At 72.5% G+C, this 24,234-nt stretch carries 17 protein-coding genes; 10 read left to right on the top strand and 7 right to left on the bottom strand.

Going from position 1 to position 24,234, the window contains the following annotated elements; genetic code table 11:
* Positions 1-81 precede the first annotated feature (81 nt).
* Together ACZ4NB_RS34000 and ACZ4NB_RS33995 are read left to right on the top strand one after the other, a co-directional pair.
* Positions 82-1,362, top strand: a complete 1,281-nt coding sequence (locus ACZ4NB_RS34000) for an OmpA family protein (protein ID WP_467666892.1) — start codon at positions 82-84, stop codon at positions 1,360-1,362.
* A 63-nt stretch (positions 1,363-1,425) separates the two neighbouring features.
* Positions 1,426-2,685 carry a hypothetical protein gene (locus tag ACZ4NB_RS33995; protein WP_467666891.1) on the top strand — a complete coding sequence of 420 codons (1,260 nt, stop codon included), beginning with the start codon at positions 1,426-1,428 and terminating at the stop codon, positions 2,683-2,685.
* A gap of 14 nt (positions 2,686-2,699) precedes the next feature.
* Here the strand turns inward: ACZ4NB_RS33995 and ACZ4NB_RS33990 are convergent, their stop codons facing one another.
* Positions 2,700-4,235 (bottom strand): long-chain-fatty-acid--CoA ligase, encoded by a 1,536-nt coding sequence (locus ACZ4NB_RS33990; protein WP_467666890.1) that lies wholly within the window; start codon positions 4,233-4,235, stop codon positions 2,700-2,702.
* 249 nt (positions 4,236-4,484) lie between these two features.
* Between ACZ4NB_RS33990 and ACZ4NB_RS33985 the strand changes: the two genes are divergently transcribed.
* Both ACZ4NB_RS33985 and ACZ4NB_RS33980 read left to right on the top strand, forming a co-directional pair.
* Positions 4,485-7,355, top strand: coding sequence for a SpoIIE family protein phosphatase (locus ACZ4NB_RS33985; RefSeq protein WP_467666889.1), 2,871 nt, complete (start codon positions 4,485-4,487; stop codon positions 7,353-7,355).
* Positions 7,356-7,464: 109 nt separating this feature from the next.
* The gene (locus ACZ4NB_RS33980) at positions 7,465-7,953 is read left to right on the top strand and encodes a hypothetical protein (RefSeq protein ID WP_467666888.1); all 489 of its coding nucleotides are present in this window, start codon (positions 7,465-7,467) and stop codon (positions 7,951-7,953) included.
* Positions 7,954-7,963: 10 nt separating this feature from the next.
* On the opposite strand, the gene ACZ4NB_RS33975 is transcribed toward ACZ4NB_RS33980, so the two are convergent.
* Positions 7,964-8,428 carry a DUF4118 domain-containing protein gene (locus tag ACZ4NB_RS33975; protein WP_467666887.1) on the bottom strand — a complete coding sequence of 155 codons (465 nt, stop codon included), beginning with the start codon at positions 8,426-8,428 and terminating at the stop codon, positions 7,964-7,966.
* A gap of 265 nt (positions 8,429-8,693) precedes the next feature.
* Here ACZ4NB_RS33975 and ACZ4NB_RS33970 point away from each other — a divergent pair, with 265 nt between their 5' ends.
* Positions 8,694-10,664 (top strand): APC family permease, encoded by a 1,971-nt coding sequence (locus ACZ4NB_RS33970; RefSeq protein WP_467666886.1) that lies wholly within the window; start codon positions 8,694-8,696, stop codon positions 10,662-10,664.
* A 47-nt stretch (positions 10,665-10,711) separates the two neighbouring features.
* Here the strand turns inward: ACZ4NB_RS33970 and ACZ4NB_RS33965 are convergent, their stop codons facing one another.
* A complete protein-coding gene (locus tag ACZ4NB_RS33965) occupies positions 10,712-10,933 on the bottom strand; it encodes a hypothetical protein (protein ID WP_467666885.1) in 222 nt (73 codons plus the stop codon).
* A gap of 190 nt (positions 10,934-11,123) precedes the next feature.
* On the opposite strand from ACZ4NB_RS33965, the gene ACZ4NB_RS33960 reads away from it, so the two are divergent.
* Complete coding sequence (locus ACZ4NB_RS33960) at positions 11,124-11,951, top strand: TetR/AcrR family transcriptional regulator (RefSeq protein WP_467666884.1); 828 nt, start codon at positions 11,124-11,126, stop codon at positions 11,949-11,951.
* On the opposite strand, the gene ACZ4NB_RS33955 is transcribed toward ACZ4NB_RS33960, so the two are convergent.
* Together ACZ4NB_RS33955 and ACZ4NB_RS33950 are read right to left on the bottom strand one after the other, a co-directional pair.
* The gene (locus tag ACZ4NB_RS33955) at positions 11,927-13,114 is read right to left on the bottom strand and encodes an acyltransferase family protein (protein ID WP_467666883.1); all 1,188 of its coding nucleotides are present in this window, start codon (positions 13,112-13,114) and stop codon (positions 11,927-11,929) included. The genes ACZ4NB_RS33960 and ACZ4NB_RS33955 overlap by 25 nt on opposite strands.
* Positions 13,111-15,525 (bottom strand): glycosyltransferase, encoded by a 2,415-nt coding sequence (locus tag ACZ4NB_RS33950; protein ID WP_467666882.1) that lies wholly within the window; start codon positions 15,523-15,525, stop codon positions 13,111-13,113. Before ACZ4NB_RS33950 ends, ACZ4NB_RS33955 begins: the two co-directional genes overlap by 4 nt.
* Before the next feature lie 671 nt (positions 15,526-16,196).
* Between ACZ4NB_RS33950 and ACZ4NB_RS33945 the strand changes: the two genes are divergently transcribed.
* Positions 16,197-16,922, top strand: a complete 726-nt coding sequence (locus tag ACZ4NB_RS33945) for a transcriptional regulator (RefSeq protein WP_467666881.1) — start codon at positions 16,197-16,199, stop codon at positions 16,920-16,922.
* A gap of 84 nt (positions 16,923-17,006) precedes the next feature.
* Here the strand turns inward: ACZ4NB_RS33945 and ACZ4NB_RS33940 are convergent, their stop codons facing one another.
* Entirely contained in the window at positions 17,007-18,602 is a 1,596-nt protein-coding gene (locus tag ACZ4NB_RS33940; RefSeq protein ID WP_467666880.1) for a solute carrier family 23 protein, read from the bottom strand.
* Between the two features lie 388 nt (positions 18,603-18,990).
* Here ACZ4NB_RS33940 and ACZ4NB_RS33935 point away from each other — a divergent pair, with 388 nt between their 5' ends.
* Genes ACZ4NB_RS33935 through ACZ4NB_RS33925 form a run of 3 tightly spaced genes read left to right on the top strand, consistent with a single transcriptional unit; the run spans position 18,991 to position 22,845 of the window.
* Positions 18,991-21,330 (top strand): ABC transporter ATP-binding protein/permease, encoded by a 2,340-nt coding sequence (locus tag ACZ4NB_RS33935; RefSeq protein WP_467666879.1) that lies wholly within the window; start codon positions 18,991-18,993, stop codon positions 21,328-21,330.
* A 16-nt stretch (positions 21,331-21,346) separates the two neighbouring features.
* Positions 21,347-21,895, top strand: coding sequence for a hypothetical protein (locus tag ACZ4NB_RS33930; protein WP_467666878.1), 549 nt, complete (start codon positions 21,347-21,349; stop codon positions 21,893-21,895).
* Positions 21,892-22,845: a serine/threonine-protein kinase gene (locus ACZ4NB_RS33925; RefSeq protein WP_467666877.1), complete on the top strand. Its 954-nt coding sequence runs from the start codon at positions 21,892-21,894 to the stop codon at positions 22,843-22,845. The genes ACZ4NB_RS33930 and ACZ4NB_RS33925 overlap by 4 nt, the downstream gene beginning before the upstream one ends.
* 18 nt (positions 22,846-22,863) lie before the next feature.
* On the opposite strand, the gene ACZ4NB_RS33920 is transcribed toward ACZ4NB_RS33925, so the two are convergent.
* Positions 22,864-24,168: a streptophobe family protein gene (locus ACZ4NB_RS33920; protein WP_467666876.1), complete on the bottom strand. Its 1,305-nt coding sequence runs from the start codon at positions 24,166-24,168 to the stop codon at positions 22,864-22,866.
* Positions 24,169-24,234: the final 66 nt, after the last annotated feature.

Below are 24,234 nucleotides of genomic sequence, written 5' to 3'. Positions count from 1 at the left end.
TCGACGGCTCCCAGTAACGCCCCTGGCGTTGCCCGACAACAGTCATAAATGCGGATTCCGCTCACTTTGGAGAGCCCAGCGATGCCCCTGACACACATATCCCCCCGCCGCCTCGTCGCCCTGGCCCTGACCCTGACCGCCGTCATGGCGGGCAGCGGCTGCGGCGCCTTCGACATGCCCACGGCCCGGCCCTGCACCTGGCTGACGGGTGCCTCCGACGGCGCGGGCGGCGCCCGCAACCGGACCGTCGTACTCGTGGACCGCAGTTCCTCCACCCGGCCGGACAAGGCCACCGCGCCGACGGCCCGGGTACCGGACTGGCCGGCCACCCTGCTGGCCGCCCCGGGGCTCGCACTGCCGGAGCTGGAGGGCGGGCTGCTCTCCGTCGCCGGATTCGACGGCACCCGGTCCACCGTGGACTGGCAGGTGGACCGGGTACCCGTCACACCGGCGAAGGGCAACGAGACGCTCCGGCAGGACCGGCGCGAGGCCCGGCGCGGCTGCCTGGAGAAGCGGCTGCGGCAGCTGTCCGCCGCGGAGCCGAGCACCGACCGCACGGACGTGCTCGGCGCCCTCGCCGCGGCGGCCGAACAGCTCGCCCCGGGCAGGGGCCGCCGCCGGATCGTCGTGGCGACCGACGGACTGGCGAACACCGGCTGCGCCGATCTGCGCTCCGCCGGATTCGACGGCGTACCGGAGATCGAGGCCATCGTGCGGCGCTGCCGCACCGCGGGCGAACTCCCCGATCTCAAGGGCGCCGAGGTGAGCCTGGTCGGCATCGGCCGCACCGCCCGGGGCCGGGCCCCCTCCTCCCCGCAGACCGCCTGGCTCACCACGCTGTGGACCCGGCTGTGCGAGGTCTCGGGGGCCGCGCGCTGCAAGGTGGCCGCCACCGCCCGGTCCCACGCGGCCGGCAAGCACACCGGGTCCGGGAAGAAGGCCGGGAAGACCGAACCCGAGGTGGCCTTCCCCGCCGTCTCGGAGCGGCCGGCCGGCCGGATCACCACCCTGGCCCTCCCCGGCTCGGTGCTGTTCGCGACCGACAGCGCGGAGCTGTCCGCGACGGCCCGCGGCACGCTCGACGACGTCGCACGCCGGGTCGGCGAGCTGCACCCCCTCTCCGTCGCCGTCTCCGGTCACACCGACTCGCGCGGCAGCGAACAGCACGGCCGACGGCTCTCCCTGGCCCGCGCCAAGGCCGTCCGGTCCGCTCTCGTCCAGCGCGGGATCGCCGTCGCCACGGTGCGCGGCTACTCCGACGACCGGCCCAGCTGCACCCCCGAATACCACGACGGCGCACCGGACTACGCGGCCATGGCCTGCAACCGCCGGGTGGAGGTCGCCGTGACGGTGCGCCGCTGACCGGCTCCGGTCCGCCGCCCGACCCCCCCTCCGCACACAGCTCTGAAGCAAAGGACTCACGCCATGTCCCACAAGCATCGAGGCAGCCCCTGTCACCACGGGTGCGGATGCGACATCCGGCACCTGGTGAAGGGCGCCGAGCAGGGCCCCGAACGGGAGCCCGAGCACCTGGACAACGGTGAGATGCGGATGCTGCTGCGCGCGGCCCGCGAGGTCGCCGAACTCGTCGGCCAGAACCGCGACCAACTCGCCGCCGCACGCGCCCGCACCCTCACCACCCACGCCAGAACCGAGGAGACGCTCCAGTCCCTGGCCCGCTTCGAGGCCGCCGACTCCCTGCGGACGGCCCGGACGGCCCAGGAGGCGGTCGCGGCCCGCCATGTCGAGGACGGGGCCCACGACCGGCGCCGCCGCGAGATGTGGATCCGGGTGCTGCGCTGGCCGGTCATCGGCGCGATGGCCGTGTTCGACGCGTGGTACTTCATGCGGGTCTTCCAGTACCTCACCGTCAGCGAGGAGTCGGTCTCGCTGATCGAGCAGACGGTCTCCTTCCTGCCGGGTGTCGTGCTGGCCCTGGCCCTGATGCTGTCCGGGCACGCCATCGCGGCCCCGCTGCACCGGATACGCGAAGGGCTGCACACGCTCCGCGAACGCCGCCCCGCCCTCGCACTGCTCGGCTCGCTCGCGCTGCCCGCCCTCTACCTGGCCGCCGTGCTCTTCACCGTCACCGTGTGGGCGGTGCTGCGGGCCCGCGACACCGCGGTGGAGGAGGGCGCGGTCGAGGGCGCCCGGTACGCGCCCGGCTGGGTCGCGGTGCTGATGCTGGTGCTCGCGATCACCGCCGTGGCCATGAAGGTCGTCGCGCACAACCCGTACGCGGACAGCGCCCGCGAGGCCCGCCGCGGTCTGCTGCGCGCCCGGATGACCTACGCCTGGCTGGTGGGGCGGGCCGGCCGGGCTCTACGGGAGCACGAGCATGCCTGGAGCGACCTGTGCGCGCTGCGGGACGAGTTGGCCTCCCATGTCCGGTTGGAGAGCATGCGCGTCTGGGAGGCGGCCATCCTCACCGCCCGTATGCTCCACGGCCAGGCCGGTCCGATGCCGCCGACCCCGGCCCTCCCGGGCGACGAGCCGGTGCAGGCGCCGACGGCGGCCTGGATGGCCCCGCTCTTCACCGGTGTGGTCGAGCCGCCCCCGGAGCTCGGCCCGCTGGTCGAGGCGCACCGCATCGCCGTCACCTGCGCCCCGGCCGAACTGCGGCTCCGCCGGGCCGAACTGATCGGCCGTATCGACCGCCAGCTCGGCCCGGCGCAGACGGCCTGACGCGGATCGCTCCCTCAGGGGCCCGACAGCCCGGCGCGCAGCTCCTTCTTGAGGATCTTTCCCGTGGGCCCCTTGGGCAGCTCGTCGACGATCCGGATCTCGCGCGGGTACTTGTAGGCGGCCAGCTGCTGCCGGCAGTGCGCGGTGAGGTCCTCGGGGGTGGTGTGCGCGCCGGGTGCGAGGCTGACGACGGCGACGACCTCCTCGCCGAGCCGGTCGTCGGGGCGGCCGACGACCGCTGCCTCGGCGACGGCCGGGTGGGTGTGCAGGACCTCCTCGACCTCGCGCGGGTAGACGTTGTAGCCGCCGCGGATGACCAGGTCCTTCTTGCGGTCGACGACGAAGAAGTAGCCGTCGTGGTCCTGGTGGCCGAGGTCTCCGGTGTGCAGCCAGCCGCCGCGCAGCGCCTCGGCGGTCTCCTCGGGCCGCCGGTGGTAGCCCTTCATGACGTTGTGGCCGCGGACGAGGATCTCGCCGACCTGGTCGGGGCCCGGCGGCAGTACGGCGCCGGTTTCGTCGACGATGCGGACCTCCACGCCCCAGATCGGCTTGCCGATGGAGAGCACCCTGCGCTGTTCGGTGCTGATGTTGAAGGTCGTGGTGCTGGCCGTCTCCGACAGGCCGTAGCCCTCCAGGATGGCCACGCCGGCGAACTTCTCCTCGAAGGCGCGGAGGATCTCGCCGGGCAGCGGCGCACCGCCGCAGACGCCGACCCGCAGGGCGCCGAGGTCCCGGCCGGCGATATCGGCCTGGAGCAGGGCGGTGTACATGGTGGGGACGCCGGCGAAGATCGTGCAGCGGTGCCGTTCGAGGGCGTCGAGGACCGCGGCGGTCTCGAAGCGCGGTACGAGGGCGAGGGTCCCCCCGTGGCGTACGGCCATGTTGAGGACGCCGGAGAGGCCGAAGACATGGAAGAGCGGCAGGACGGCGAGGGCGACGTCGTCGGGGCGGTAGCCGAACACCTCGCCGGTGAGGGTGCAGTTCATATAGAGCTGGAAGTGGGTCAGCTCCGCGCCCTTGGGGTGGCCGGTGGTCCCGCTGGTGTAGAGCAGGACGGCGGTGTCGTCGGAGCCGGTCGGCGCGATCTCGCCGGTGTCGGCCGCGGCGTACAGCTCCTCGTAGGGGCGGGTGCCGGGGAACGTCCGGTCGCTGCCGGGCAGCGGGACGACGTAGGTGGCGACGCCGTCGGCCAGCTCGGCTGCCTTGACGGCCTGGTCGGCGAACTCCTCGAAGGTGACGAGGAGTCGGGCGCCGGAGTCGTGGAGCTGGTAGGCGATCTCGGGGGCCTTGAGCAGCGGGTTGAGCGGGACCATGACCAAGCCGGCCTTGAGGATGCCGAAGTAGGCGAACAGGAACTGCGGCACATTGGGCAGCTGGACGGCGACCCTGGCGCCGGGCCCGAGGCCCAGGGCCCGCAGCGTGGCCGCGATACGGCCGGACGCCCGGTCGGCCTGGGCGTAGGTGACGGTCAGCTCCCCGATGTGGCACAGGGGCTTGTCCGGGTGGGATCGGCGGGATTCACACAGTGCGGTCGCGAGATTGAAGCTCATCCGGGCTCCTGGCGGGCTGCGGCTCGTATCACGCGGTGCATCGACGGACGGTGCATCGAGGGCTGCCGAGCATAGGGAGCCGCTAAGCATCGCTCAATAGGGCCTGCGCCGCCCAGAGCTCCGGATGCCGGACAAGGGGTGGAATCCGGCCGGAGTCACGGGCGATCGACCGGCGGCCGTCCCCGAGCGGCGGCACAACGCCGCGGCAGCTGATCACCCCACAGTGGATCAGAATGCTAAATATGGGGCATGACGGAAAAATTCCGGCGAGAGGGTGACGCCCCGAAGGGGTCGTCGCCCTCCCCCCGGCAACCCCTCCGCTCGCTGCTGAAGGGGCACAGCGTCGCCGGCCAGGTGTTCGTGCTGCAGCTCGCCCTGGTGGTGCTGCTGGTCGTCGCGGCCATGCTGGCCCTGGTCTTCCAGGCGCGGGGCGCGCTCACGCAGGAGGCCCGTCAGCGCTCGGTCGTCGGGGCCGAGATCTTCGCGCACGCGCCGGGCATCCTCGCCGCCATGAAGTCCGCCGACCCCAGCGCGGTGCTGCAGCCCCAGGCCGAGGCGGCCCGGAAGGGCTCCGGCGTGGACTACATCGTCGTGTTCCGTCCCGACGGCATCCGCTGGACCCACCCGGACCCGCACCTGATCGGCAAGCGTGTCGTCGGCGGCTCCTATGGGCCGGCCCTGCGCGGCAGGGCGTACACCTCCACCCTCCCCTCGGCCCTCGGCCCCGCGGTGAACACCGTCGTCCCGGTCGTCGACCGCGACCACTCGATCGCCGGGCTGGTGTCCGTCGGCATCCGCATCCAGAGCACCGACGAGCGGGTGGTCGACCAGCTGCCGCTGCTGCTCGGCTTCGCGGTCGCGGCGCTGCTGCTGGTCACCGTCGGCGCGGTGCTGATCAACCGTCGGCTGCGGCGGCAGACGCACGGGCTGTATCCGGCGGAGATGCGGCGGATGTACGACCACCACGACGCGGTGCTGCACGCGGTGCGCGAGGGCGTGCTGATCGTCGGCAGTGACGGGCGGCTGCTGCTGGCCAACGACGAGGCGCGGCGGCTGCTCGACCTGCCCGACAGCGCGGTGGCGGACCGGCTCCCGGTCGCCGACCTCGGCCTGGAGCCGCGGCTGGCCGCGCTGCTGACCGCCGGCGGGGAGGTGACCGACGAGGTGCATCTGGCGGGCGACCGGCTGCTCGCCGTCAACGTCCGTCCGACCGCCCCCCATGGCGGCCCGACCGGGTGCGCGGTGACGCTGCGGGACACCACCGAACTGCGGGCGGTCTCCGGCGCGGCGGAGGTGGCCCAGGAGCGGCTGAAACTGATCTACGACGCGGGGCTGGGCATCGGCACCACGCTGGACGTGTCGCAGACCTCCCAGGAACTGGCCGATGTCGCGGTCCCCCGGTTCGCCGACGTCGTCACCGTCGAGCTGCTGGAGCCGGTGCTGCGCGGGGACGAGCCGGAGAGCGGGGCGGGCACCGATCTGCGGCGGATGGCGGTCCGCGGCGTCACCGAGGACTCGCCCGTCTACCAGGTCGGCGAGGTGCTGCGGTTCCCGCCCGGCACGCCGATGGCGTCGAGTCTGGAGAGCGGCTACCCGGTCCTCGTGGACGATATGAGCAGCTCGGACGAGTGGCGGGGGCAGGACCCGACGGCCACCCGGCAGATCCTGGACGTCGGCATCCGCTCGGTGATCGCCGTCCCCCTGCAGGCGCGGGGTGTGGTGCTGGGACTGGCCAACTTCTGGCGGTCCGCGGCCTCCGGTGGCTTCACGCAGGAGGATCTGTCCTTCGCCGAGGAACTGGCCGCGCGGGCCGCGGTCTCGATCGACAACGCCCGCCGCTACACCCGCGAGCACACCCTCGCCGTCACCCTCCAGCGCAGCCTGCTGCCGCAGACCCTGCCCGCGCAGTCCGCCCTGGAGGTGGCGCACCGCTATCTGCCGGCGCAGGCCGGCGTCGGCGGCGACTGGTTCGACGTCATCCCGCTGCCCGGTGCCCGGGTCGCGCTGGTCGTCGGCGATGTCGTCGGACACGGTCTGCACGCCGCCGCCACCATGGGCCGTCTGCGTACCGCGGTGCACAACTTCTCCGCGCTCGACCTGCCGCCCGACGAACTGGTCAACCACCTCGACGAACTGGTCGGCCATATCGACACCGACGAGGCGCGGGCGGCCGGCGGGGCCGCGGGCGAGGGCAGCCCGGCGGACGAGGAGACCGTCTGGCCGGGCGTCAGCAGCGAGGCCGACGGCGTCCGCCCGGAGGGCGGCCGTACCGGCATCACCGGCGCGACCTGCCTGTACGCCATCTACGACCCGGTCGGGGGCCGGGCCACCGTGGCCCGTGCGGGCCATCCGGGACCGGCCCTGATCGGCCCCGACGGGACCGTCACCTTCCCCGAGGTGCCGGTCTCGCCGCCCCTGGGCCTGGGCGGCAGCGTGCCGGTGGAGACCGCGGAACTCACCCTGGCCGAGGGCTCCCGGCTGGTGCTGTACACGAACGGGCTGGTCGAGGATCGCGAACGCGATATCGACACCGGTCTGGAGCTGCTGCGCACCGCCCTGGCGTCCGACGCGGAGCGCACCCCTGAGCAGACCTGTACGGCGGTCCTCGACGCGATGCTGCCCGAGCACCCCAGCGACGACATCGCCCTGCTGGTGGCCCGCACCCGGCTGCTGGACCCCGCGCGGGTCGCCGAATGGGAGGTGCCCTCGGACCCGGCGGCCGTCGCCCCCATCCGGTCCGCCTGCCTGGAAAAGCTGGAGTCCTGGGGGCTGGAGGCGATCGCGTTCACCACCGAGCTGATCCTCAGCGAGCTGATCACCAACGCCATCCGCTACGGCGCCCAGCCCATCCGGGTCCGGCTGCTGCACGACCGCGCCCTGATCTGCGAGGTCTCCGACGGCACCAGCGCCTCGCCGCATCTGCGCCGGGCCGCGACCACCGACGAGGGCGGCCGCGGCCTGTTCCTCGTCGCCCAGTTCGCCCAGCGCTGGGGCACCCGCTACGCCCCGGGCGGCAAGGTCATCTGGACCGAGCAGTCCCTGGACGGCGGCGGGCCGGAACCCGGCCCGGAGTCGGTGGACGACATCCTCGACCAGTGGGACGACGTGCCCACGATATGAGGTGGACCGGGGCCGGCGGCCGGGCCGCTCGCGGCGGAGCAGGCCGGGCGGATCCAGCGCGGTGGCTCTAGCCTCGGTGAAGGGGCCGACAAGCAGATCTGGAGGCTCGATGGTGCCGCTGCCCCAAGCCCGTGATGTGGCCCCGCGACTGGCCACCGGCGCGTTCATCCTGAACACCGGGCTGATGAAGCTGCGGGCGGACCAGGCCACCGCCGAGGGCCTGCACACGATGGCCCGTACGGCGTATCCGTTCCTGGAGAGGATTCCGGCCGAGCGGTTCACCCGGCTGCTGGCGTGCACCGAGGTCGCGGTCGGGAGCGCGCTGCTCGCGCCGTTCGTGCCGACCCGGCTGGCCGGGCTGGCGCTGACCGGGTTCGCCGGCGGGCTGGTCGGCCTGTATCTGCGGGTCCCCGGGATGCGGGAGCCGGGCAGTCTGCGACCGACCCCGGACGGCGTTCCGATGGCCAAGGACACCTGGATGCTGGGGATCGGGCTGGGGTTCCTGAGCGCACCGGGCAGAGCGCGCCGAGCGGCCCGCCGCCGGCGCTGCGCCGCCGGGCATCGGCACCACCACCGGTGCCGGTGCCACTGCCACTGACCTCCTTCCTTCAGCGGCTGCGGCCGGGGCCGGCCCGGCGGAGCGCGCGAACGGCGGCCGCGCAGCCCGCGCCCGCGAGGCCGGCGAGCAGCAGCACCAGCAGGCTCGTCCGGTCGGGCTGCCGAAACGCCAGGTCCGAGCGCTGGTTGAGCACGAACCCGTCGTAGAACAGCCAGCACACCAGGCCGACGGCGGGCACCAGCAGCGGTCTGGCCAGCGCGGAGACGGCCACGGTCAGCGCGGTGAAGACGGTGAGCGCGACGGCGGTGTGCGGAGTCCGGCCGGTCAGCAGCAGGGCGGTCGCCAGCAGCGCCGCGCCGACGCCGCCGAGCGGCACGGCGAGGTCGCCGGCAAGGGTGCGGGTGGGCGGCGCCCGGTGGGCGACACGCGGCGGGCGCGGCACGGCGCGCGGAAAACGGGCGATATGCACCATGCGCGGGCGCCGGAGCGGCGTCGGGGGGTGAAGCGCAGCCATGGGAAGCACCTCCTGCCATGGGCCCTCGGCCCATGCCGTCAGTCTGCGCGCCCCAGCGGTGCCCGGGCACCGCGGTGGCGTCTGTTGACGCGGTACGTACGGACTACGGCCGGTTTCTGACACTGCCTTGACGCCGGGGCCCGGCGCGGCCGATGTCGCCGGGCGCGGGGCGGGCCGGATCGCCGGGCGCACGGTGTTGCATACTCGCTCCTCGTTGCCGAAAGCAGCCCGAACCCTCGACCGACGAACGGCAGGACGTATCCGCATGACCACCCCCACACAGGCGGACCCCGCGCCCGCCGCCCCCGCAGCCCAGCGGTGGCGCGGCTGGCTGCTGGACGGGCTGAGCAGCCGCACCGCCCGTCACCCCGGGCCGCACGGCACCCCGCCGGCCGAGCACAAGGGGCACTCGTGGTGGCGCGTCATGTGCCTCACGGGCGTCGACTACTTCTCGACCCTGGGCTACCAGCCGGGCATCGCGGCGCTGGCGGCCGGACTGCTCTCGCCGTTCGCCACCCTGGTACTGATCGCGCTGACCCTGCTCGGCGCCCTGCCCGTCTACCGCAGGGTCGCCAAGGAGAGCCCCAACGGTGAGGGCTCGATCGCCATGCTGGAGCGGCTGCTGCCCTGGTGGGCGGGGAAGCTGCTGGTCCTGGTGCTGCTCGGGTTCGCCGCCACGGACTTCGTGATCACCATGACGCTGTCGGCCGCGGATGCCTCGGCGCACGTGGTGGAGAACCCGTTCGCCCCGCAGGCGCTGCACGGCGCGAACCTGTGGATCACGCTGGTGCTGCTGGCGGCCCTGGGCGCGGTCTTCCTCAAGGGCTTCCGGGAGGCGATCGGCATCGCCGTCGGTCTCGTCGGGACCTACCTGGTGCTCAACGTCGTGGTGCTGGCCACCTCGGCCTGGCAGGTGCTCTCGCACCCCGTGGTGGTCGGCGACTGGTGGAGCGCGATGAGCGCCCAGCACTCCTCGCCGCTGGCGATCGTCGGGGTGGCGCTGCTGGTCTTCCCCAAGCTGGCGCTGGGCATGTCCGGCTTCGAGACCGGTGTCGCCGTGATGCCGCAGGTCCGCGGCGAGGCCACCGACACCGACGCGCGGCCGGCGGGCCGGATCCGCGGCACACGGCGGCTGCTGACCACCGCGGCCCTGATCATGAGCTGCTTCCTGCTGCTGTCGAGCCTGGCCACCACCCTGCTGATACCGCAGAAGGAGTTCGAGACCGGCGGCTCGGCCAACGGCCGCGCGTTGGCCTATCTGGCGCACGAGCACCTCGGCGAGGCGTTCGGCACCGTCTACGACATCTCCACCATCGCCATCCTCTGGTTCGCCGGCGCCTCGGCGATGGCGGGCCTGCTGAACCTCGTACCGCGCTATCTGCCGCGCTACGGCATGGCTCCGGAGTGGACCCAGGCGGTGCGCCCGCTGGTGCTGATCTTCCTGGCCATCGCCTTCGGCGTCACCTTCGTCTTCGACGCCAGCGTCGACGAGCAGAGCGGGGCGTATGCGACCGGTGTGCTGGTGCTGATGCTCTCGGCGTCGTTCGCCTCCACCGTCGCCGCCCGCCACCGCCGGCTGCGTGCGGCCACCGTCGGATTCGGCGCCATCACCCTGGTGTTCGGCTACACCCTGATCACCAATGTCATCGAACGGCCCGACGGTCTGAAGATCGCGCTGCTGTTCATCCTCGGCATCCTGCTGACCTCCTTCGCCTCCCGCGTCCATCGCGCCTTCGAACTGCGCGCCATCCAGGTCGACTTCGACGAGACGGCGGTGCGGCTGATCGACGCCGCGACCGCGGCCGGACCGCTGCGGGTGATCGCCAACGAGCCCGACGAGCGGGACGCGGCGGAGTACCGGGAGAAGGAGTACAGCCAGCGCGAGGAGACCCATATCCCCGACGGCCGCCCGGTGCTGTTCCTGGAAGTGACCGTCCGGGATTCCTCGGACTTCACCAGCGATCTGCACGTCCAGGGCGAGGAGCGGTACGGGGCGCAGATCCTCCGCGTGGAGGGTGCCGGTGTGGCCAACACCATCGCCGCGGTGCTGATGCAGCTGCGCGAGCACACCGGTCAGGTCCCGCACGCCTACTTCAACTGGACCGAGGGCCACCCGTTCAGCCATCTGCTGCGGTTCCTGGTCTTCGGCGACGGCGAGGTCGCGCCGGTCACCCGCGAGGTCCTGCGCCGCGCCGAGCCCGACCCGGCCCGGCGCCCGCGCGTGCACGTCGGCTGACGGCCGAACCCCCCGCTGAACCCGCCCGGCCGGCCCGCCGGGCGGGTTCAGCCGCGTCGGCCGAGCGCCTTGGCCCTGCCGTGCGACCAGCCGGTCAGCAGCACACCCACGGCGACCAGCGCCAGATGGGCGGTGAGCGCGACGCCGAAGCCGCCGCCGAGCCAGCCGAGGAGGCCGGCGTTGCCGTGGTCGACGAGCAGCCGGATGGCGCCCTGTGCGAAGAGCACCATCACCACGGCGCCGATGCCCTGCAGGATGTCGTACTTCATCGGTGTCCCCGAAGTCCCCTCGTAGAGTTCCGCGCCGCGATGCGCGCCGGATTTCCTGTCGCCTGGCGCGCCGGTTATTACGCACCCTTGAGACGTTACGAACGTATCATTGAGAAAGTGACGACCTACGGCCGATTCACTGGTGAATTCGCTTTTCGTCACACAATTTCAGGTGCCGGAAAGGGGAAATATGCGTGACGAAAAGGAGCCGGCGGCCGGGCCGGTGTGCCGCATGTGCCGTGCGGTGCTCACCCCTCCCCGGCGCGGCCGGCCGGCGCTCTACTGCTCGCGCAGCTGCCAGGCGAAGGCATACCGGCGGCGCAGGCAGACGCCGGCTCCGGCCGCCGAGCGCCCGGCGACGACCGGCGCCCAGGCCCGCCGGCGCCGGCAGGTGGCCGAGGCGCTGTGGCGGATCGCCGCCGAGCGGGGCCTGCACGCCGCGAGCCTGCGGGAGGTGGCGGCCGAGGCCGGGGTGTCGCTGCGCGCGGTGCAGTACCACTTCGAGAGCAAGCACCAACTCCTGGTCACCGCGCTGCATATGCTCCACGAGGAGAACGAGCGCATCGCCCGCACCCGGGTCCCCCACGACCCCGCCGACCCGCGCGCCCTGCTGCGCGCGGTGCTGGAGGAGTTCCTTCCCGTGGACGCCCAACGCACCACCGCGCTACGGGTGTTCGCCGCCTACTACGCCCGGAGCCTGACCGATCCCGCGCTGGCCGAGGTGTTCCTCGCCGCCGAGGCGCCCCTGGAGCGGCTGGTGGCGGACCTCATCGGGGCGGCGCAGGCCGCCGGGCGGACCGCGCCCGGCCTCGACGCCTGGCACGAGGCCGATCTGCTGGTCTCCGGAGCGATCGGGCTGGGCGGCGATGTGCTGCACCACCGCCGCACACTGGACGACGTACGCCGCACCCTCGACTACCACCTCGACAAGATCTTCGCCGGGGACCCGGCGGACACCGCGCGGGTCCCCGGCGAAGGGGCGGGCGAGGACGGTCAGCGGGTGGCGGCCTCCGGGTAGAACTCGCGCGGGCGGCCGCGGTGGTCCTTGAGGCGGCCGAGCAGGCTCGCCGGGTATTCGATGAGCCAGTAGCTCGCCGCCGCCACGGGCAGCGCCGCCGCGAAGACGATCAGCAGGGCCGACGGGAAGCCCGGTTGGCCGACCGGCAGCAGCCCGGCCTTGTGGAGCTGGAGCATCACCGGCTCGTGCCAGATGAACAGGGAGTAGCTGATCAGCCCGACGGCGGTGAGCCAACGGGCCGTCAGCATCCGCTGCCAGAAGGCCGGTTGCCGTACGTGGACGGTGCCGAAGACCAGTGCGGCCCACAGCAGCGAGGCGAGCGGGTGGTAGAAGGTGAAGGTGAAGTTCTCCGGTCCGGAGTCCAGGGAGAGGGCGAACAGCCCGGCCAGCCCCACCCCGGCCAACGGCAGCGCGGTGCGCGGGCCGAGCCGGCCCCGGTCGCCGAGGGCGACCACCGCCACGGCCAGCCCCATCCCCGCCGCGAAGCCGCCGAACCGGGCCTGCGGGCCGAAGTACACCACCCAGTCGGTGTGCGGCACACCGAACGCGTAGTGGGCGACGGCGATCCAGGCGAGCGGCGCGGCGAACAGCACCCCGCACCCCGCCGCGCACACCGCGACCCGGCTGCCGCGCCGCCGCAGCGGCCGGCAGGCCCGGACCGCCAGCGGCCCCAGCGCCACCAGCAGCAGGTAGAACAGCACCTCCAGCGAGAGCGACCAGGTCGGGCCCAGGGTGTAGAAGATCCGCTGCCCGTCGAAGACATGGGTGAAGGTGAGGTGCTCGACCAGGTCCCGCCAGTCGCCCGGCAGGGTCGGGTTGCGCATCGCCCAGACGACCAGCACCGCCAGGACGTACAGCGGCAGGATCCGGATCGTGCGCCGGAAGAGGAACAGCCGGGCGGGCTTCGTCGAGCGCCCGTCGATCGCGGCCCGCGCGTACGACAGCGTCAGCAGATACGCGGACAGCACGAAGAACAGGTCGATCACTTCGAGGGACAGCACCGCGCCGAGCGCCGGGTCGTCGACCGGCGGGTGGGCGCCCTCGGCGTCGTAGCGGAAGTACTGCTGCCATACATGGAAGACGACGGTGCTCAGCGCGGCGAGCCCGCGGAAGCCGTCGATGGCGCTCGCCCGGTTGCGGGCGGGGGCGGCCTCGGCGCTCATCGGCGGGCCACCGCCTTGGTGGCGGCCCGGGGCGTGACCCGCCACTGCCGGTCGCCCAACGCCTCCTTCAGATGGGCCTGCCGGGCCACCATGTTCTTGAAGTGGCTGTAGAAGAACGTCGAGACGAGGAGGTACGACCAGAACCACCGGCGGCGGGCGCGCAGTTCGGGGACCGCGAGCCGCCAGGCGAAGAGCGCCTGCACGGGACCGGCCGCCATGGTGAACAGCACGGCCAGTACGCACACCGGCACGGCCCAGTCGAGCCGGTGCAGACCGCCGGCCCGCCAGGCCGAGTACAGCAGGATCGGCAGGATCTGCAGCGTCAGCCAGGGCTGCACCTCGCGCCAGCCCAGCAGGACGAACAGGCCGAGCTTCTGACGCACCGTGAACACCGGTGAGCGCAGACCGCGCCACAGGTGCTTGAGGGAGACCTGGAGCCACCCCTGTGCCCAGCGGGAGCGCTGGTTCCACAGGGCCTTCAGGGTGGTGGGCGCGAGTTCGCGGGAGATCAGGGTGCGGTCGACGGCGAAGCGGGCGCCCTCGCCCAGCGCGCGCAGCGTGGAGTCGATGTCCTCGGTCAGCATCGAGCCGTGCATCCGGGTGCGGGCGAGCAGGTCGGTGCGCCAGAAGCCGTTCGAGCCGCCGAAGACCCCGAAACCGTAGAGCCGGGTGCGGCCCGGGTGGCTGACGGCGTAGATCGCCTCGAACTCCACCGCGACCAGTTCGGCGACCCGGGAGCTCTCGCCGTTGCGTATCACGCAGTGGCCCTGGACGACGTCGTAGCCGTTGGACAGCCAGTGCCAGGCGTCCTTGAAGGCGGTCGGGGCGGGGTGGTGGTCGGCGTCGAAGATGCCGACGAACTCGCCGCGGACGCGGGTGACCGCGGCGTTGATGTTCTGCGCCTTGGAGGTGGAGCCGGCGACCGGCAGCAGCACCAGCCGCGGGTCGCGGGCGGCGATCTCGCGCAGGGTGTCCTCGACGGGCAGCGGATGCGGCGTGTTGTAGGCCAGCACGATCTCCAACTCGTCGGGGTACTCCAGCCGCAGGAACGACTCGACGGTGTCGACGATGGTCGCCGCCTCATTGGGCAGATAGGCGGCGATGACGGCGCTGGCCGGCGGGTACGGCGCCCCTGGGCGCTCGGGGCGGCCCCGGGCGTCGAGCGAGAAGAGGCACTCCAGCACGATCAGCAGCGCGGACAGCACCAGCCCGGCCACCACCACCCAGTACATGGCCGAGCCCAGGTCCCAGCCCAGCGCGTAGGTCTGCCGGTAGAGCAGGAACGGCACGGCGACCCCGATCAGCAGCGCCAGGACCGGGGAGAGCGCCGAGAGGGCGGGACGCAGCAGCGCGCTGGGCGGCCGCCGGCGGTGGCGGTGCGGTGCGCCGCGCATCCAGGGCGCGTAGCGCACCGGCCGCAGATCCCGGTGGCGCAGCGCCTCCTGTACGGCGTCCCGGGCCTGCTCGACGGCCTCGGCGCCGTCGGCGCATCCGGTCAGCGGCAGCCAGCCGACGGCCGGGGTGAGGCGGACGTGCTCGTCGGCGACGATGAAGCGGGTGCCGGCCACGGTGGCGGCGAACCGCTCCAGGCCCCGGCGGGCGGTCTCCTCGTCGACGCCGGGCAGCAGCATCAGAAGGCGGCCGTCGTCGTCCCGGCCGAGCCGGTCGCAGAAGCCGCCGAGCCCTCCCCCGGCTCTCGACTCCTCGTGAGCAGGGGGCACCCCATTGGCCACCCCGGCCAGCCGCTCGGCGAGCTCCCGGCGCACCCGCTGCCCGAACCGGGCCTCCAGCGCGGCCGTCTCGGCCACCGAGACGACGGCGAGCACACCGCCGTGCCGGGCGGCTTCGGGGCGCCGCAGCTCGCGGTCGAGCTCGTCCAGGAAGTGCGGAGGGGAGTAGAGCCCGGTCCGCGGATCGCGCGGCAGGCTCTCGACCGGTACGGGCACCCGGCGGAGTTTGGCCTCGATACGGGCGGACAGCTCCCCCGGATCGAATGCCTCGGGTATGCAGTCGTCGGCGCCGTGGCGCAGCAGGTCCGCCACGCCGGACGGCTCGGGGGTGGTGGTGACCATGAGCAGCGGCAGCGCCCGGCCCGCGGACGCGGTACGGACCTCACGGATCACCGCCAGCCCGCTGTTGTGGGGTGCGCCGTCCTCGTCGAGGGCGACGACGGCGTCCGGGTGGGCCCGCCCCATCTGCCGGTCGACCTCGCCGGGCGGGGCCTGGCTGACTTCGTGGCCGGTGGCGCGCAGGGTCCGGGTGAGCCGCTCCAGGCGCGGTCCCGGAGCGCCGACGACCAGGACGTGCCCGCCGTCGCGGGCGTGGTCGGCGGTGTCGTGCGGGGCGCGGTCCCCGTCGTCGAGCAGGGCCAGGGGTGGGCCCTGGGAGTTGCCGTGGTGCGAAGTGAGCACCTGGGATTGTCCTTTCGTGCAAGGAGACATGCGAAAGCGGATCCGGTCGCCGGGTATGGGGCGTTTTCCGGACCTTCGGCCGTCCGCCGGCCGTCGGCCGCGTGGCCGTCAGCTGCGTGGCGGGCGGGACGCCCCGGTCGCTCTCGGCGTCCGTCTCTCCGCGGGACGGACGGGGAAGCAGGGACGCGGGGCCGCTGAGGCAGGCTCCGAGCAGGGGAACGCGCAGGTGCGTTCCAGCACTGATCGCATATGAGGGGGTCCCATCCTGATCGGATTGTGGGGGGAGGACCGGATGTCGGGTGCGCTGCCGGCCGGCTCCGCGGACGGTGTCGGTCGGCAACGTCAGCCTCGGGGATCACTGTGACACCACTCCCTCATCCACGTAACGCTCTGATTACAGACCGCCGTCCGGTCGATCCCGTGCCGGGCTACCGCCCGGTAAGCACCGAGGCATCGGCTATACCCAGTAAGCGAGTTGATGAGCGAAATCGGACAGATAGTGCACATCTCTCGCGCCCGTCCGTCCGTCGGCACCGGAACCTTCGACTCCAAGGGAACTGGAGCTTCGTACGTATGGACCATCTGTTAATCTGCCCGCCCCTGGAGGTTCCTCCAGCCCCCCCGCCCCCCAAGCGCCCCTCGATCGAAGGGTGCAGCGAGGTGTCCCGTACGTGTACAGCACTCCCTTCTCTCCCGCCGAGGCCAGATCCGCGCGGGCCCGGGTGGGCCTGAGTACGGCTCAGGTCGCCCAGGCCATGACGGCGTGCGGCGCACCGGTCCGTCCTGAGCTGATCGAGGCATGGGAGTACGGCTCCCAGATTCCGACCGAGCCGCAGCTGTTCGTGCTCGCCGACGTCCTGTGGTGCCCGCCGACCGCGCTGATGGGCGTCGAGCCGCGGACGCTCGCCGAGCACCGGATGGCCCGCCAGCTGAGCGTGGAGCGGCTGGCGCAGCTGATCGGCATGGACCCGGCCCGGTACTGGGCCGCCGAGTCGGCACAGCAGTGGAGCGGTGACTACCGGCAGACCAAGGCGCTGGTGGAGGCTCTGGGGCTGTCGCTGCGCAAGCTGATCGGGGTGATGGGCCGGGACGACGAACTGGCCGGGCACATCCGGTCGGCCATCGACGGGCGCTGGAAGGCGCATGTCGGGCCGGTCACCGAGATCACCACGCTGAACAAGACCCGGGTGAGCGATGCGCTGCGCACGATGCACGCCGAGTTCGCGGAGTTCTCCGAGCGCTACATGGGGCACGTGGTGGCGCGCAACGACGACTCCCGGCTCAAGGAGGTCGCGGCCGAGCGCTCGGCGTATCTGCGCAGGCTGGCCGACCACTTCTGGGAGCTGATCGGCGAGGCGGGCGAGGCGCCGCCGTTCAACACCGTGACCACGCACTGACCGCGCCCGCGGGGACGGCGGCGGGCAGGCGGGCGGGGAGGGACCGGAATCCGGTTTCCTCCCCGCCCGCGGCCGTTGGCGGACTCAGTGGGCGGGGGTCCCCCAGGGCGGCCCCTGCGGGTCGTGCGGGGGCTGCATGCCCTGCGGGTGCTGCGGGTGGTAGCCGCCGCCCTGCGGGTGCTGCGGCGCCGGCGGGCTGTAGGCGCCCTGCGGGTGCTGCGGGCCCGGCCGGCCGTACGCGTCCGCCGGCTCGTGGGCGGCGGCCGCCTGGTGCGCGTCCGCCGGCTCGTCGGCCTCGATCTCGTCCCAGTCGATCTCCATCGACTTGCGGCCGGTGAAGACGTTGAAGAAGAGGTTCAGCAGGACGGCGGTCAGGCTGCCCAGCGTGATCCCGCTGTTGAGCACCGCACGGACGTCCTCCGGCATCCGCTCGAAGAACGGCGCGACCGCGCCCGGCAGCAGCGCGGCGGCGAGGCTGACCGCCAGGATCAGGGCGTTGCGCTCCTCGCGCAGGTCCACCTTGCCCAGGATCTGGATGCCGACCGCGGCGACCATGCCGAACATCGCGATCGCGGCACCGCCGAGCACCGGATGCGGAATCGCGGCCACCACGCTGCCCGCCTTGGGCAGCAGCCCCATGACGATCATGAAGCCGCCGGCCGCGACCACCACGAAGCGGCTCATCACCTTCGACATCCGCACCAGGCCGATGTTCTCGGCGAAGGCCACGTAGGGGAAGGAGTTGAAGACACCGCCGAGGACGGTGGCGACACCGTCGGCGCGCAGCGCGTTGGCGACGGTGGCGTTGTCGACCTTCTTGCCCGTGATCTCCCCGATGGCGTAGACGTCTCCGGTGGTCTCCACCATCGTGATCAGCATGACGACGACCATGGCGATGATCGGGAACACCTCGAACTTGGGCATTCCGTAGTGGAACGGCGTGCTGACGCCGAACCAGTCGGCGCTGCCCACCCCGCTGAAGTCCGCGTCGCCGAGGAGCCAGGCGACCCCGGTGCCGACGACCAGGCCGAGCAGGACGGCGAGGCTGCTCAGGTACGACTTCCCGAGCCGGACGACGAGCAGGATGAACAGCAGGGTGCCCAGCGCGTACAGGAGGTTCTTGGTGTCGCCGTACTCGGGGTGGCCCTTCAACTGCGCGCCGCCGGCCGCGTCTTGCAGGCCCTGCGGAATGAGGGTGAGGCCGATGACGGTGAGGATCGTACCGATGACGATCGGCGGGAAGTACTTGACCAGCTTGCTGAAGAACGGCGCGAAGAGGAAGGTCGCTATGCCCGCGGTGATCACCGCGCCGTAGACGACGAGCAGTCCGGCGGTGCCGCCGCCCGCCCCCAGGCCGATGGCGATCATCGGCGAGACCGCGGTGAAGGTCACGCCCTGGACCAGGGGCAGCCTGGCGCCGATCTTCCAGACGCCGAGGGCCTGGATGATCGAGGCGATACCGCAGGTCAGCAGGTCGGCATTGATCAGATAGACGAGCTCCTCACGGGAGAGGCCCAGGGCGTTCCCGAGGACGATCGGGACGATCACCGCACCCGCGTAGAAGGCGAGGACGTGCTGGAAGCCGTAGAGCGTGAGCTTGCCGACGGGAAGCACCTCGTCGACGGGGTGCGCCCGCTGGCCGGGGAACTGCGGGGGGTCTTGTCGGGAGACTCGTGCCATCTCTGCCTTGCCTTCTAGAGGTAGGTGAATAAGAAGGGACCGGCACCGTCGTGTCCGGGGTGACGGACGGGCCGGCTGGGTCCTAACAAAGCCGACGTTCGGCGGTGTCGCCGACACCACGTAGCCCTGTTCTGCACTCTGCGTCCTGGTTCGCCAGGACTTCCTTCGATCAGCACGGCAAATTCCGGCATTTCCATGGAATTTACAGGTTGGGCTAATCGAATTGCTCACCTTAGTTGACCTGCGCCCTTTCTCGCGAGTAACCGGTCGTATTCGCTCGCATAAGGGGCGGTCATACCCTGAAATGCCGTTTTGGGCAGGGAATTTGCGGCCGGTGGTGCGGGTGCGCGAACAGGCGAGGCGGGGCCGGCCGCCGTAAAATCCTGGTATGGCTGAGCGGCCGGACGCGTCCACCGCGCCTGAACTCGTCGTCGAGTCCGACGGCGGCACCCAGGTGATGAGCCCCGGGCGCGTCTATCACGTGGGGCGGGACCCGCGGAGCGAGGTCGTACTGGACGACGCCAGGGTCTCCTGGCACCACGCGGTCCTGCGGGCCGACGCCGGCCACTGGATGGTGCAGGACGAAGGCAGCACGAACGGCACCTTCGCCGACGGGCGGCGCATCCAGGAGACCGGGGTCGGACCGGGCAGCGTGATCCGCTTCGGCAACCCCGCCGACGGGCCGTGCGCGGTGCTCTCCAGGGTGCCGCGGCCGAGCCGGGTCGACCGGCCGTCCGCCGTCTCCCACCCCGCCGGCACCCACACCTTCCGCCACCCCACCTCCATCCGCCCGATCCCGGCCGCCCGGACCACCCGGATCGGCCGCTCGCCCGACAACGACCTGGTCATCGACGACCTCTCGGTCTCCCGCCGGCACGCCGAACTTCGGGCGGGCCCCGAGGGCTTCGAGATCGTCGACCTGGGCAGCCACAACGGCACCTACCTCAACGGCCAGCCGGTGGAGCGGGCCCCGATGGCCCCCGGCGACATCGTCGGCATCGGCCACTCCGCGTTCGCCCTGGTCGGCGACGAGCTGCAGGAGTTCATCGACACCGGTGAGGTGTCACTGGACGTGCAGGACCTGAGCGTCCGGGTGGACAAGGGCAACAAGACCCTGCTGAACCGGGTGTCCTTCCCGGTGGGTGAGAAGTCGCTGCTCGCCGTGGTCGGCCCCAGCGGCGCGGGCAAGTCGACGCTGCTCAACGCGCTGACCGGACTGCGCCCCGCGGACGAGGGCACGGTGCTCTACGACGGCCGCGACCTCTACCGCGACTACGCCGAGCTGCGCCAGCGCATCGGGCTCGTACCGCAGGACGACATCCTGCATCTGCAGCTCACCGTGCGGCGCGCCCTCGGCTACGCCGCGCAGCTGCGCTTCCCGGAGGACACCGCGAAGGCCGAGCGGCAGGCGCGGGTCGACGAGGTGATCCACGAACTGGGCCTCGACCAGCGGGTCGACCAGCCCATCCACAGCCTCTCCGGCGGCCAGCGCAAGCGGGTGAGCGTGGCGCTGGAACTGCTGACGAAGCCCTCGCTGCTCTTCCTCGACGAACCGACCTCCGGCCTCGATCCCGGTATGGACCGCTCGGTGATGCATATGCTGCGCGGCCTGGCGGACGACGGCCGCACCGTCATCGTCGTCACCCACAGCGTGCTGAGCCTGGACGTCTGCGACCGGCTGCTGGTGCTGGCGCCGGGCGGGACGATCGCCTACTACGGGCCCCCCGAAGAGGCGCTGCCCTACTTCGGCTACGCGCAGTGGCCGGAGGCGTTCGAAGCCTTCGAGAACGACCGGGGCCGGGCCTGGGCGGACGAGTACCGCGCCTCGCCGCAGCACCGGCGCTATATCGCCATGGACTCCCACCAGCCCCCGCGCGCCCCCGAAGCGCCGAAGGGCCCGGTGGAGGCGCACAAGGCGCAGAGCTGGGGCGCGCAGCTGAGCACCCTGGTCCGCAGGTACGCGGCGGCGCTGACCGCCGACCGGACGTTCCTGATCATCATGGTCGCGCTGCCGTTCGTGATGGGTGCGATGGCGCACGCCCTGGCCGGGTCCGCGCTCACCGCCGATTCGGCGATCAACGCCCTGCTGATCCTGTGCGTCGGAGCGGTGCTGACCGGCGCCGCCAACGCGGTGCGGGAGCTGGTCAAGGAGCGGACGATCTATCAGCGGGAGAGAGCCGTCGGCCTGTCCCGCTCGGCGTATCTGATGTCCAAGGTGCTGGTCCTGGGCCTGATCACGGTCGTCCAGGCCGTGGTGCTGACCTTGGTGGCGCTGATCGGCGTCAAGCTGAACGCGCCCGGAGGCAAGGGCGTGTTGCTGCCGCCACTGATCGAAATCACCCTCGCGGTGGCGCTGTTGGCGTTCACCGCCATGATGCTCGGCCTGTTCGTGTCCGCGCTGGTGCGCAAGGAGGAGGTCACCATGCCGCTGCTGGTCCTCCTCGCGATCATCCAGGTCGTGTTCTGCGGTGCGCTGTTGGAGCTGAACGGCGTACCGGTGCTGGAGCAGCTGGCATGGCTGGTGCCGTCCCGGTGGGCGCTCGGCGCCATGGCGGGCACCATCGATCTGCACCACCTGATGCCGCAGGGGACCTCGGACCCGCTGTTCCGACACACGCCGGGGGTCTGGCTGCTCAACATGGGCATGATGCTCGTGCTCTCGCTGGTCCTCGGCTTCGTGGTGACCAAGCTGCTGCGGCGGCACGAGCCCGAGATCATGCGCAGATAGCGCCGAGGAGCGGCCTGTGACCTCACCGGAGTTCCTCCCCAGCCATGTCGTCCCGCCGGAGGGCATGGCGACCTGGTCCGCCCCGGACTCGACCCTGCCCAGCTCGCCGCTCGACCCGCTGCTGCCCGTCCAGGTCGTCGACCGGCGCGGCGACTGGGCGCTGGCGCTGTGCTCCAACGGCTGGTCGGCCTGGGTCGACGGCCGGCTGCTGCTGACCGTGCCGCGCGAGCCGCCGACCGCCGCACAGCCCGCCGCCCGGACCACGGACCCCCGCTCGCTGCTGGGCGCGGCCGAGGACGAACTGGTCAGGTACCGGCGGCTGATCGAGGAGCTGGCCGCCGGGCAGCTCGACCGCGAGTCCTTCGCCGAGCGGACCCGCGGCACCCGGCTGGGCGTGGTCGTGGACGGCGACGCGGTCTGGCTCTACGACGCCCGGCACGAGCGGTGGTGCTACTGCGACGGGGTGTCGATGCAGACGTGCGCGGTGAGTGCGCGACCGTCGTCGAGGGACTCCGGTCAGCGGCCGGGGCCCGCATCCGCCCAGGAGTACCCGGAGTCGCGGTGAACGGCGAGCCGGCCGACCGCAACCGGGAGCGCTCCACCGCCCCGGACTCCTCCGGGCTGCGCGGGCACAAGATCGCCGGATACCAGCTGCAGGACGAGATCGGCCGGGGCGGGATGGGCGTGGTCTACCGGGCGCAGGACCTGCGGCTCGGGCGCATCGTCGCGATCAAGCTGCTGGCGCCGGAGCGGGCCCGGGACGACACCTTCCGCAAGCGCTTCGAGCGCGAGTCGCAGGTCGCCGCCTCCCTGGAGCACCCGCACATCGTGCCGGTCTTCGACGCCGGGGAGGCCGAGGGGCTGCTCTTCATCGCGATGCGGTACGTCGAGGGGCTGGATCTGGCGGCGCTGCTCGATCGCGACGGCTCGCTGTCCATGGAGACCGCGTGCCGGATCGCCCTCCAGGTGGCCTCGGCGCTGGACGCCGCCCATGCGCACGGCCTGGTCCACCGCGACGTCAAGCCGGGCAACATCCTGATCGCCCAGGGCACCGACTACGACAGTCCCGAGCACGCCTATCTGACCGACTTCGGGCTGACGAAGCGGGCGATGTCGCTGTCCGGGGTCACCACCATCGGGCAGGTCGTCGGCACGCCGGAGTATGTGGCGCCCGAGCAGGTCTCGGGCGGCCCGGTGGACGGCCGCTGCGACATCTACAGCCTGGCCTGTGTGCAGTTCGAGATGCTGACCGGGTCGCCGCCGTTCCGGTGCGACGACATCCTGGCGCTGCTGTGGGCGCATCAGAACCGCCAGCCGCCGGCCCTGACCGACCGGCGCCCCGATCTGCCGCCGGCCTGCGACGCGGTGTTCGCCAAGTCCCTGGCCAAGGCTCCGGAGGACCGCTACGAGACCTGCCGGGGCTTTGTGTCGGCGCTGCGGGAGGCCGCCCGGGTGACCGGCCCGCCGCGCCCTCCGGCCTGGGCGGCACCGGTGTTCCGCGGCGGCAGGCCGTAGCCGCCCGTCGGCGGTTCCTCAGCGCCGCCCCACCTCGCCCGGGTGCCGTACGCCCCGCGCCAGCAGGCTGCCGAGGAAGCCGGTGACCAGCCCCCAGGCGATGCCCACCCCCATCAGCCGCCAGAGTTGCGGATACACGGTGACCTCGCCGCCCAGGTTGCCGCCGAGGTCGCCGACGCCGATCAGGGAGAGCCCGTAGTGGGCGTCGATCCGGGTGAGCAGTCCGACGACGAGCAGGGTCAGGGCCAGCGCCACGGCCAGCTCGACGGCGTGCCGCCAGGCCGGCAGCCGGGCCGGGGAGCGGACGGCCGCGGAGAAGGCGGCGGCCAGCAGCACCACGGCCGCCAGCGCCACCAGCAGCCAGGCGCGTCCGTCGTACTGGGCGAGCGTGCCGACGTCGAGGGTGCGCTGCCCCCGGGCGCGCAGCACCTGGTCCACGGCGTGCGGCACCGGCAGGCCGATGGCCTTGTCGACATGCCCCACCCAGCCGCCGCCGGTCCCCAGGCCCAGCGCCATCCAGGTCAGGTTCGGCAGCCCGAGGAGGAGCACCGCGAGGGTCTCGGCCGGACGGTCCTTGGTGATCAGCTCGACGATGCCGATGACCAGCCCGATCGCCACGTAGATCAGCAGCGTCAGCAGCATCGCGAAGGCCGGCGGCCGTACGGAGTCCTGGAAGTGCAGCAGCCGGGAGGAGAGCGGCGCCCGGCGCGAGACGAGGAAGGTCACCGCCAGCACCGCCAGCACCCACAGCAGCCCGAAGCCGAGCGTCGCCGGCACATCGGCGGAGAAGCCGACGGTGGGGGTGCTGCCCAGCTCGGCACCGATCTGGTCGACGAGGTCGCTGCCCACCGAGATCTGGAAGTCGTGCCGGGCGGCGAGGCCGAGCAGCAGCAGGAGCACCAGCCAGCACACCGCCGTGCGGGCGATCCGGCCGAGCAGCTCCCGGGTGCCGGCGACCGCTCGGTGGCGCAGCGGCAGCAGGAAGACGGCCCCGGTCACCAGCGCACCGGCCAGGGTGACCGACAGCGGTACGACGTCGAGGGTGGCCTGCGCCTCGCCGATGATCCCGGCGTCGCCGGCCAGGGTGACCGAGCCGCCGGCGGCGCTCAGGACCGCGGCCGCGACCACCGACGGGAACGCCCCGCCGGGCAGGTCCGCCGCGCCGGCCGCCCACAGGCCGAGCGCGGCGACCAGGAGCATGGCGGCGATGCCCGCGACGGCCGCGCCGAGCGCCTCGCCCCAGACGCGTACGGCGGGCGGTACGCCGGGGGTGTGCACCGGGCCGGGGGGAACGGTGGACGCGGGGCCTTTCGGCTGGCTCACGCTGTCTCCTGACCTTTCGCTGCGGATGCCGCGGCCACGGCGTGTGGCGCAGCCACCCACCACCGT

This window comes from Streptomyces sp. NPDC026575 (genome assembly GCF_055567415.1).
Note: the sequence above shows the minus strand (reverse complement) of the source record. Positions and strands in the feature narration are given on the sequence as shown.

What these genes read in the sequence shown, in the direction of transcription:
- ACZ4NB_RS33995 (WP_467666891.1), top strand. Translation starts at nt 1,426, where the DNA reads ATGTCCCACAAGCATCGAGGCAGCCCCTGTCACCACGGGTGCGGATGC.
- ACZ4NB_RS34000 (WP_467666892.1), top strand. Translation starts at nt 82, where the DNA reads ATGCCCCTGACACACATATCCCCCCGCCGCCTCGTCGCCCTGGCCCTG.
- ACZ4NB_RS33955 (WP_467666883.1), bottom strand. Translation starts at nt 13,114, where the DNA reads ATGAGCGCCGAGGCCGCCCCCGCCCGCAACCGGGCGAGCGCCATCGAC.
- ACZ4NB_RS33985 (WP_467666889.1), top strand. Translation starts at nt 4,485, where the DNA reads ATGACGGAAAAATTCCGGCGAGAGGGTGACGCCCCGAAGGGGTCGTCG.
- ACZ4NB_RS33980 (WP_467666888.1), top strand. Translation starts at nt 7,465, where the DNA reads ATGGTGCCGCTGCCCCAAGCCCGTGATGTGGCCCCGCGACTGGCCACC.
- ACZ4NB_RS33935 (WP_467666879.1), top strand. Translation starts at nt 18,991, where the DNA reads ATGGCTGAGCGGCCGGACGCGTCCACCGCGCCTGAACTCGTCGTCGAG.
- ACZ4NB_RS33970 (WP_467666886.1), top strand. Translation starts at nt 8,694, where the DNA reads ATGACCACCCCCACACAGGCGGACCCCGCGCCCGCCGCCCCCGCAGCC.
- ACZ4NB_RS33960 (WP_467666884.1), top strand. Translation starts at nt 11,124, where the DNA reads ATGCGTGACGAAAAGGAGCCGGCGGCCGGGCCGGTGTGCCGCATGTGC.
- ACZ4NB_RS33965 (WP_467666885.1), bottom strand. Translation starts at nt 10,933, where the DNA reads ATGAAGTACGACATCCTGCAGGGCATCGGCGCCGTGGTGATGGTGCTC.
- ACZ4NB_RS33975 (WP_467666887.1), bottom strand. Translation starts at nt 8,428, where the DNA reads ATGGCTGCGCTTCACCCCCCGACGCCGCTCCGGCGCCCGCGCATGGTG.
- ACZ4NB_RS33990 (WP_467666890.1), bottom strand. Translation starts at nt 4,235, where the DNA reads ATGAGCTTCAATCTCGCGACCGCACTGTGTGAATCCCGCCGATCCCAC.
- ACZ4NB_RS33940 (WP_467666880.1), bottom strand. Translation starts at nt 18,602, where the DNA reads ATGGCACGAGTCTCCCGACAAGACCCCCCGCAGTTCCCCGGCCAGCGG.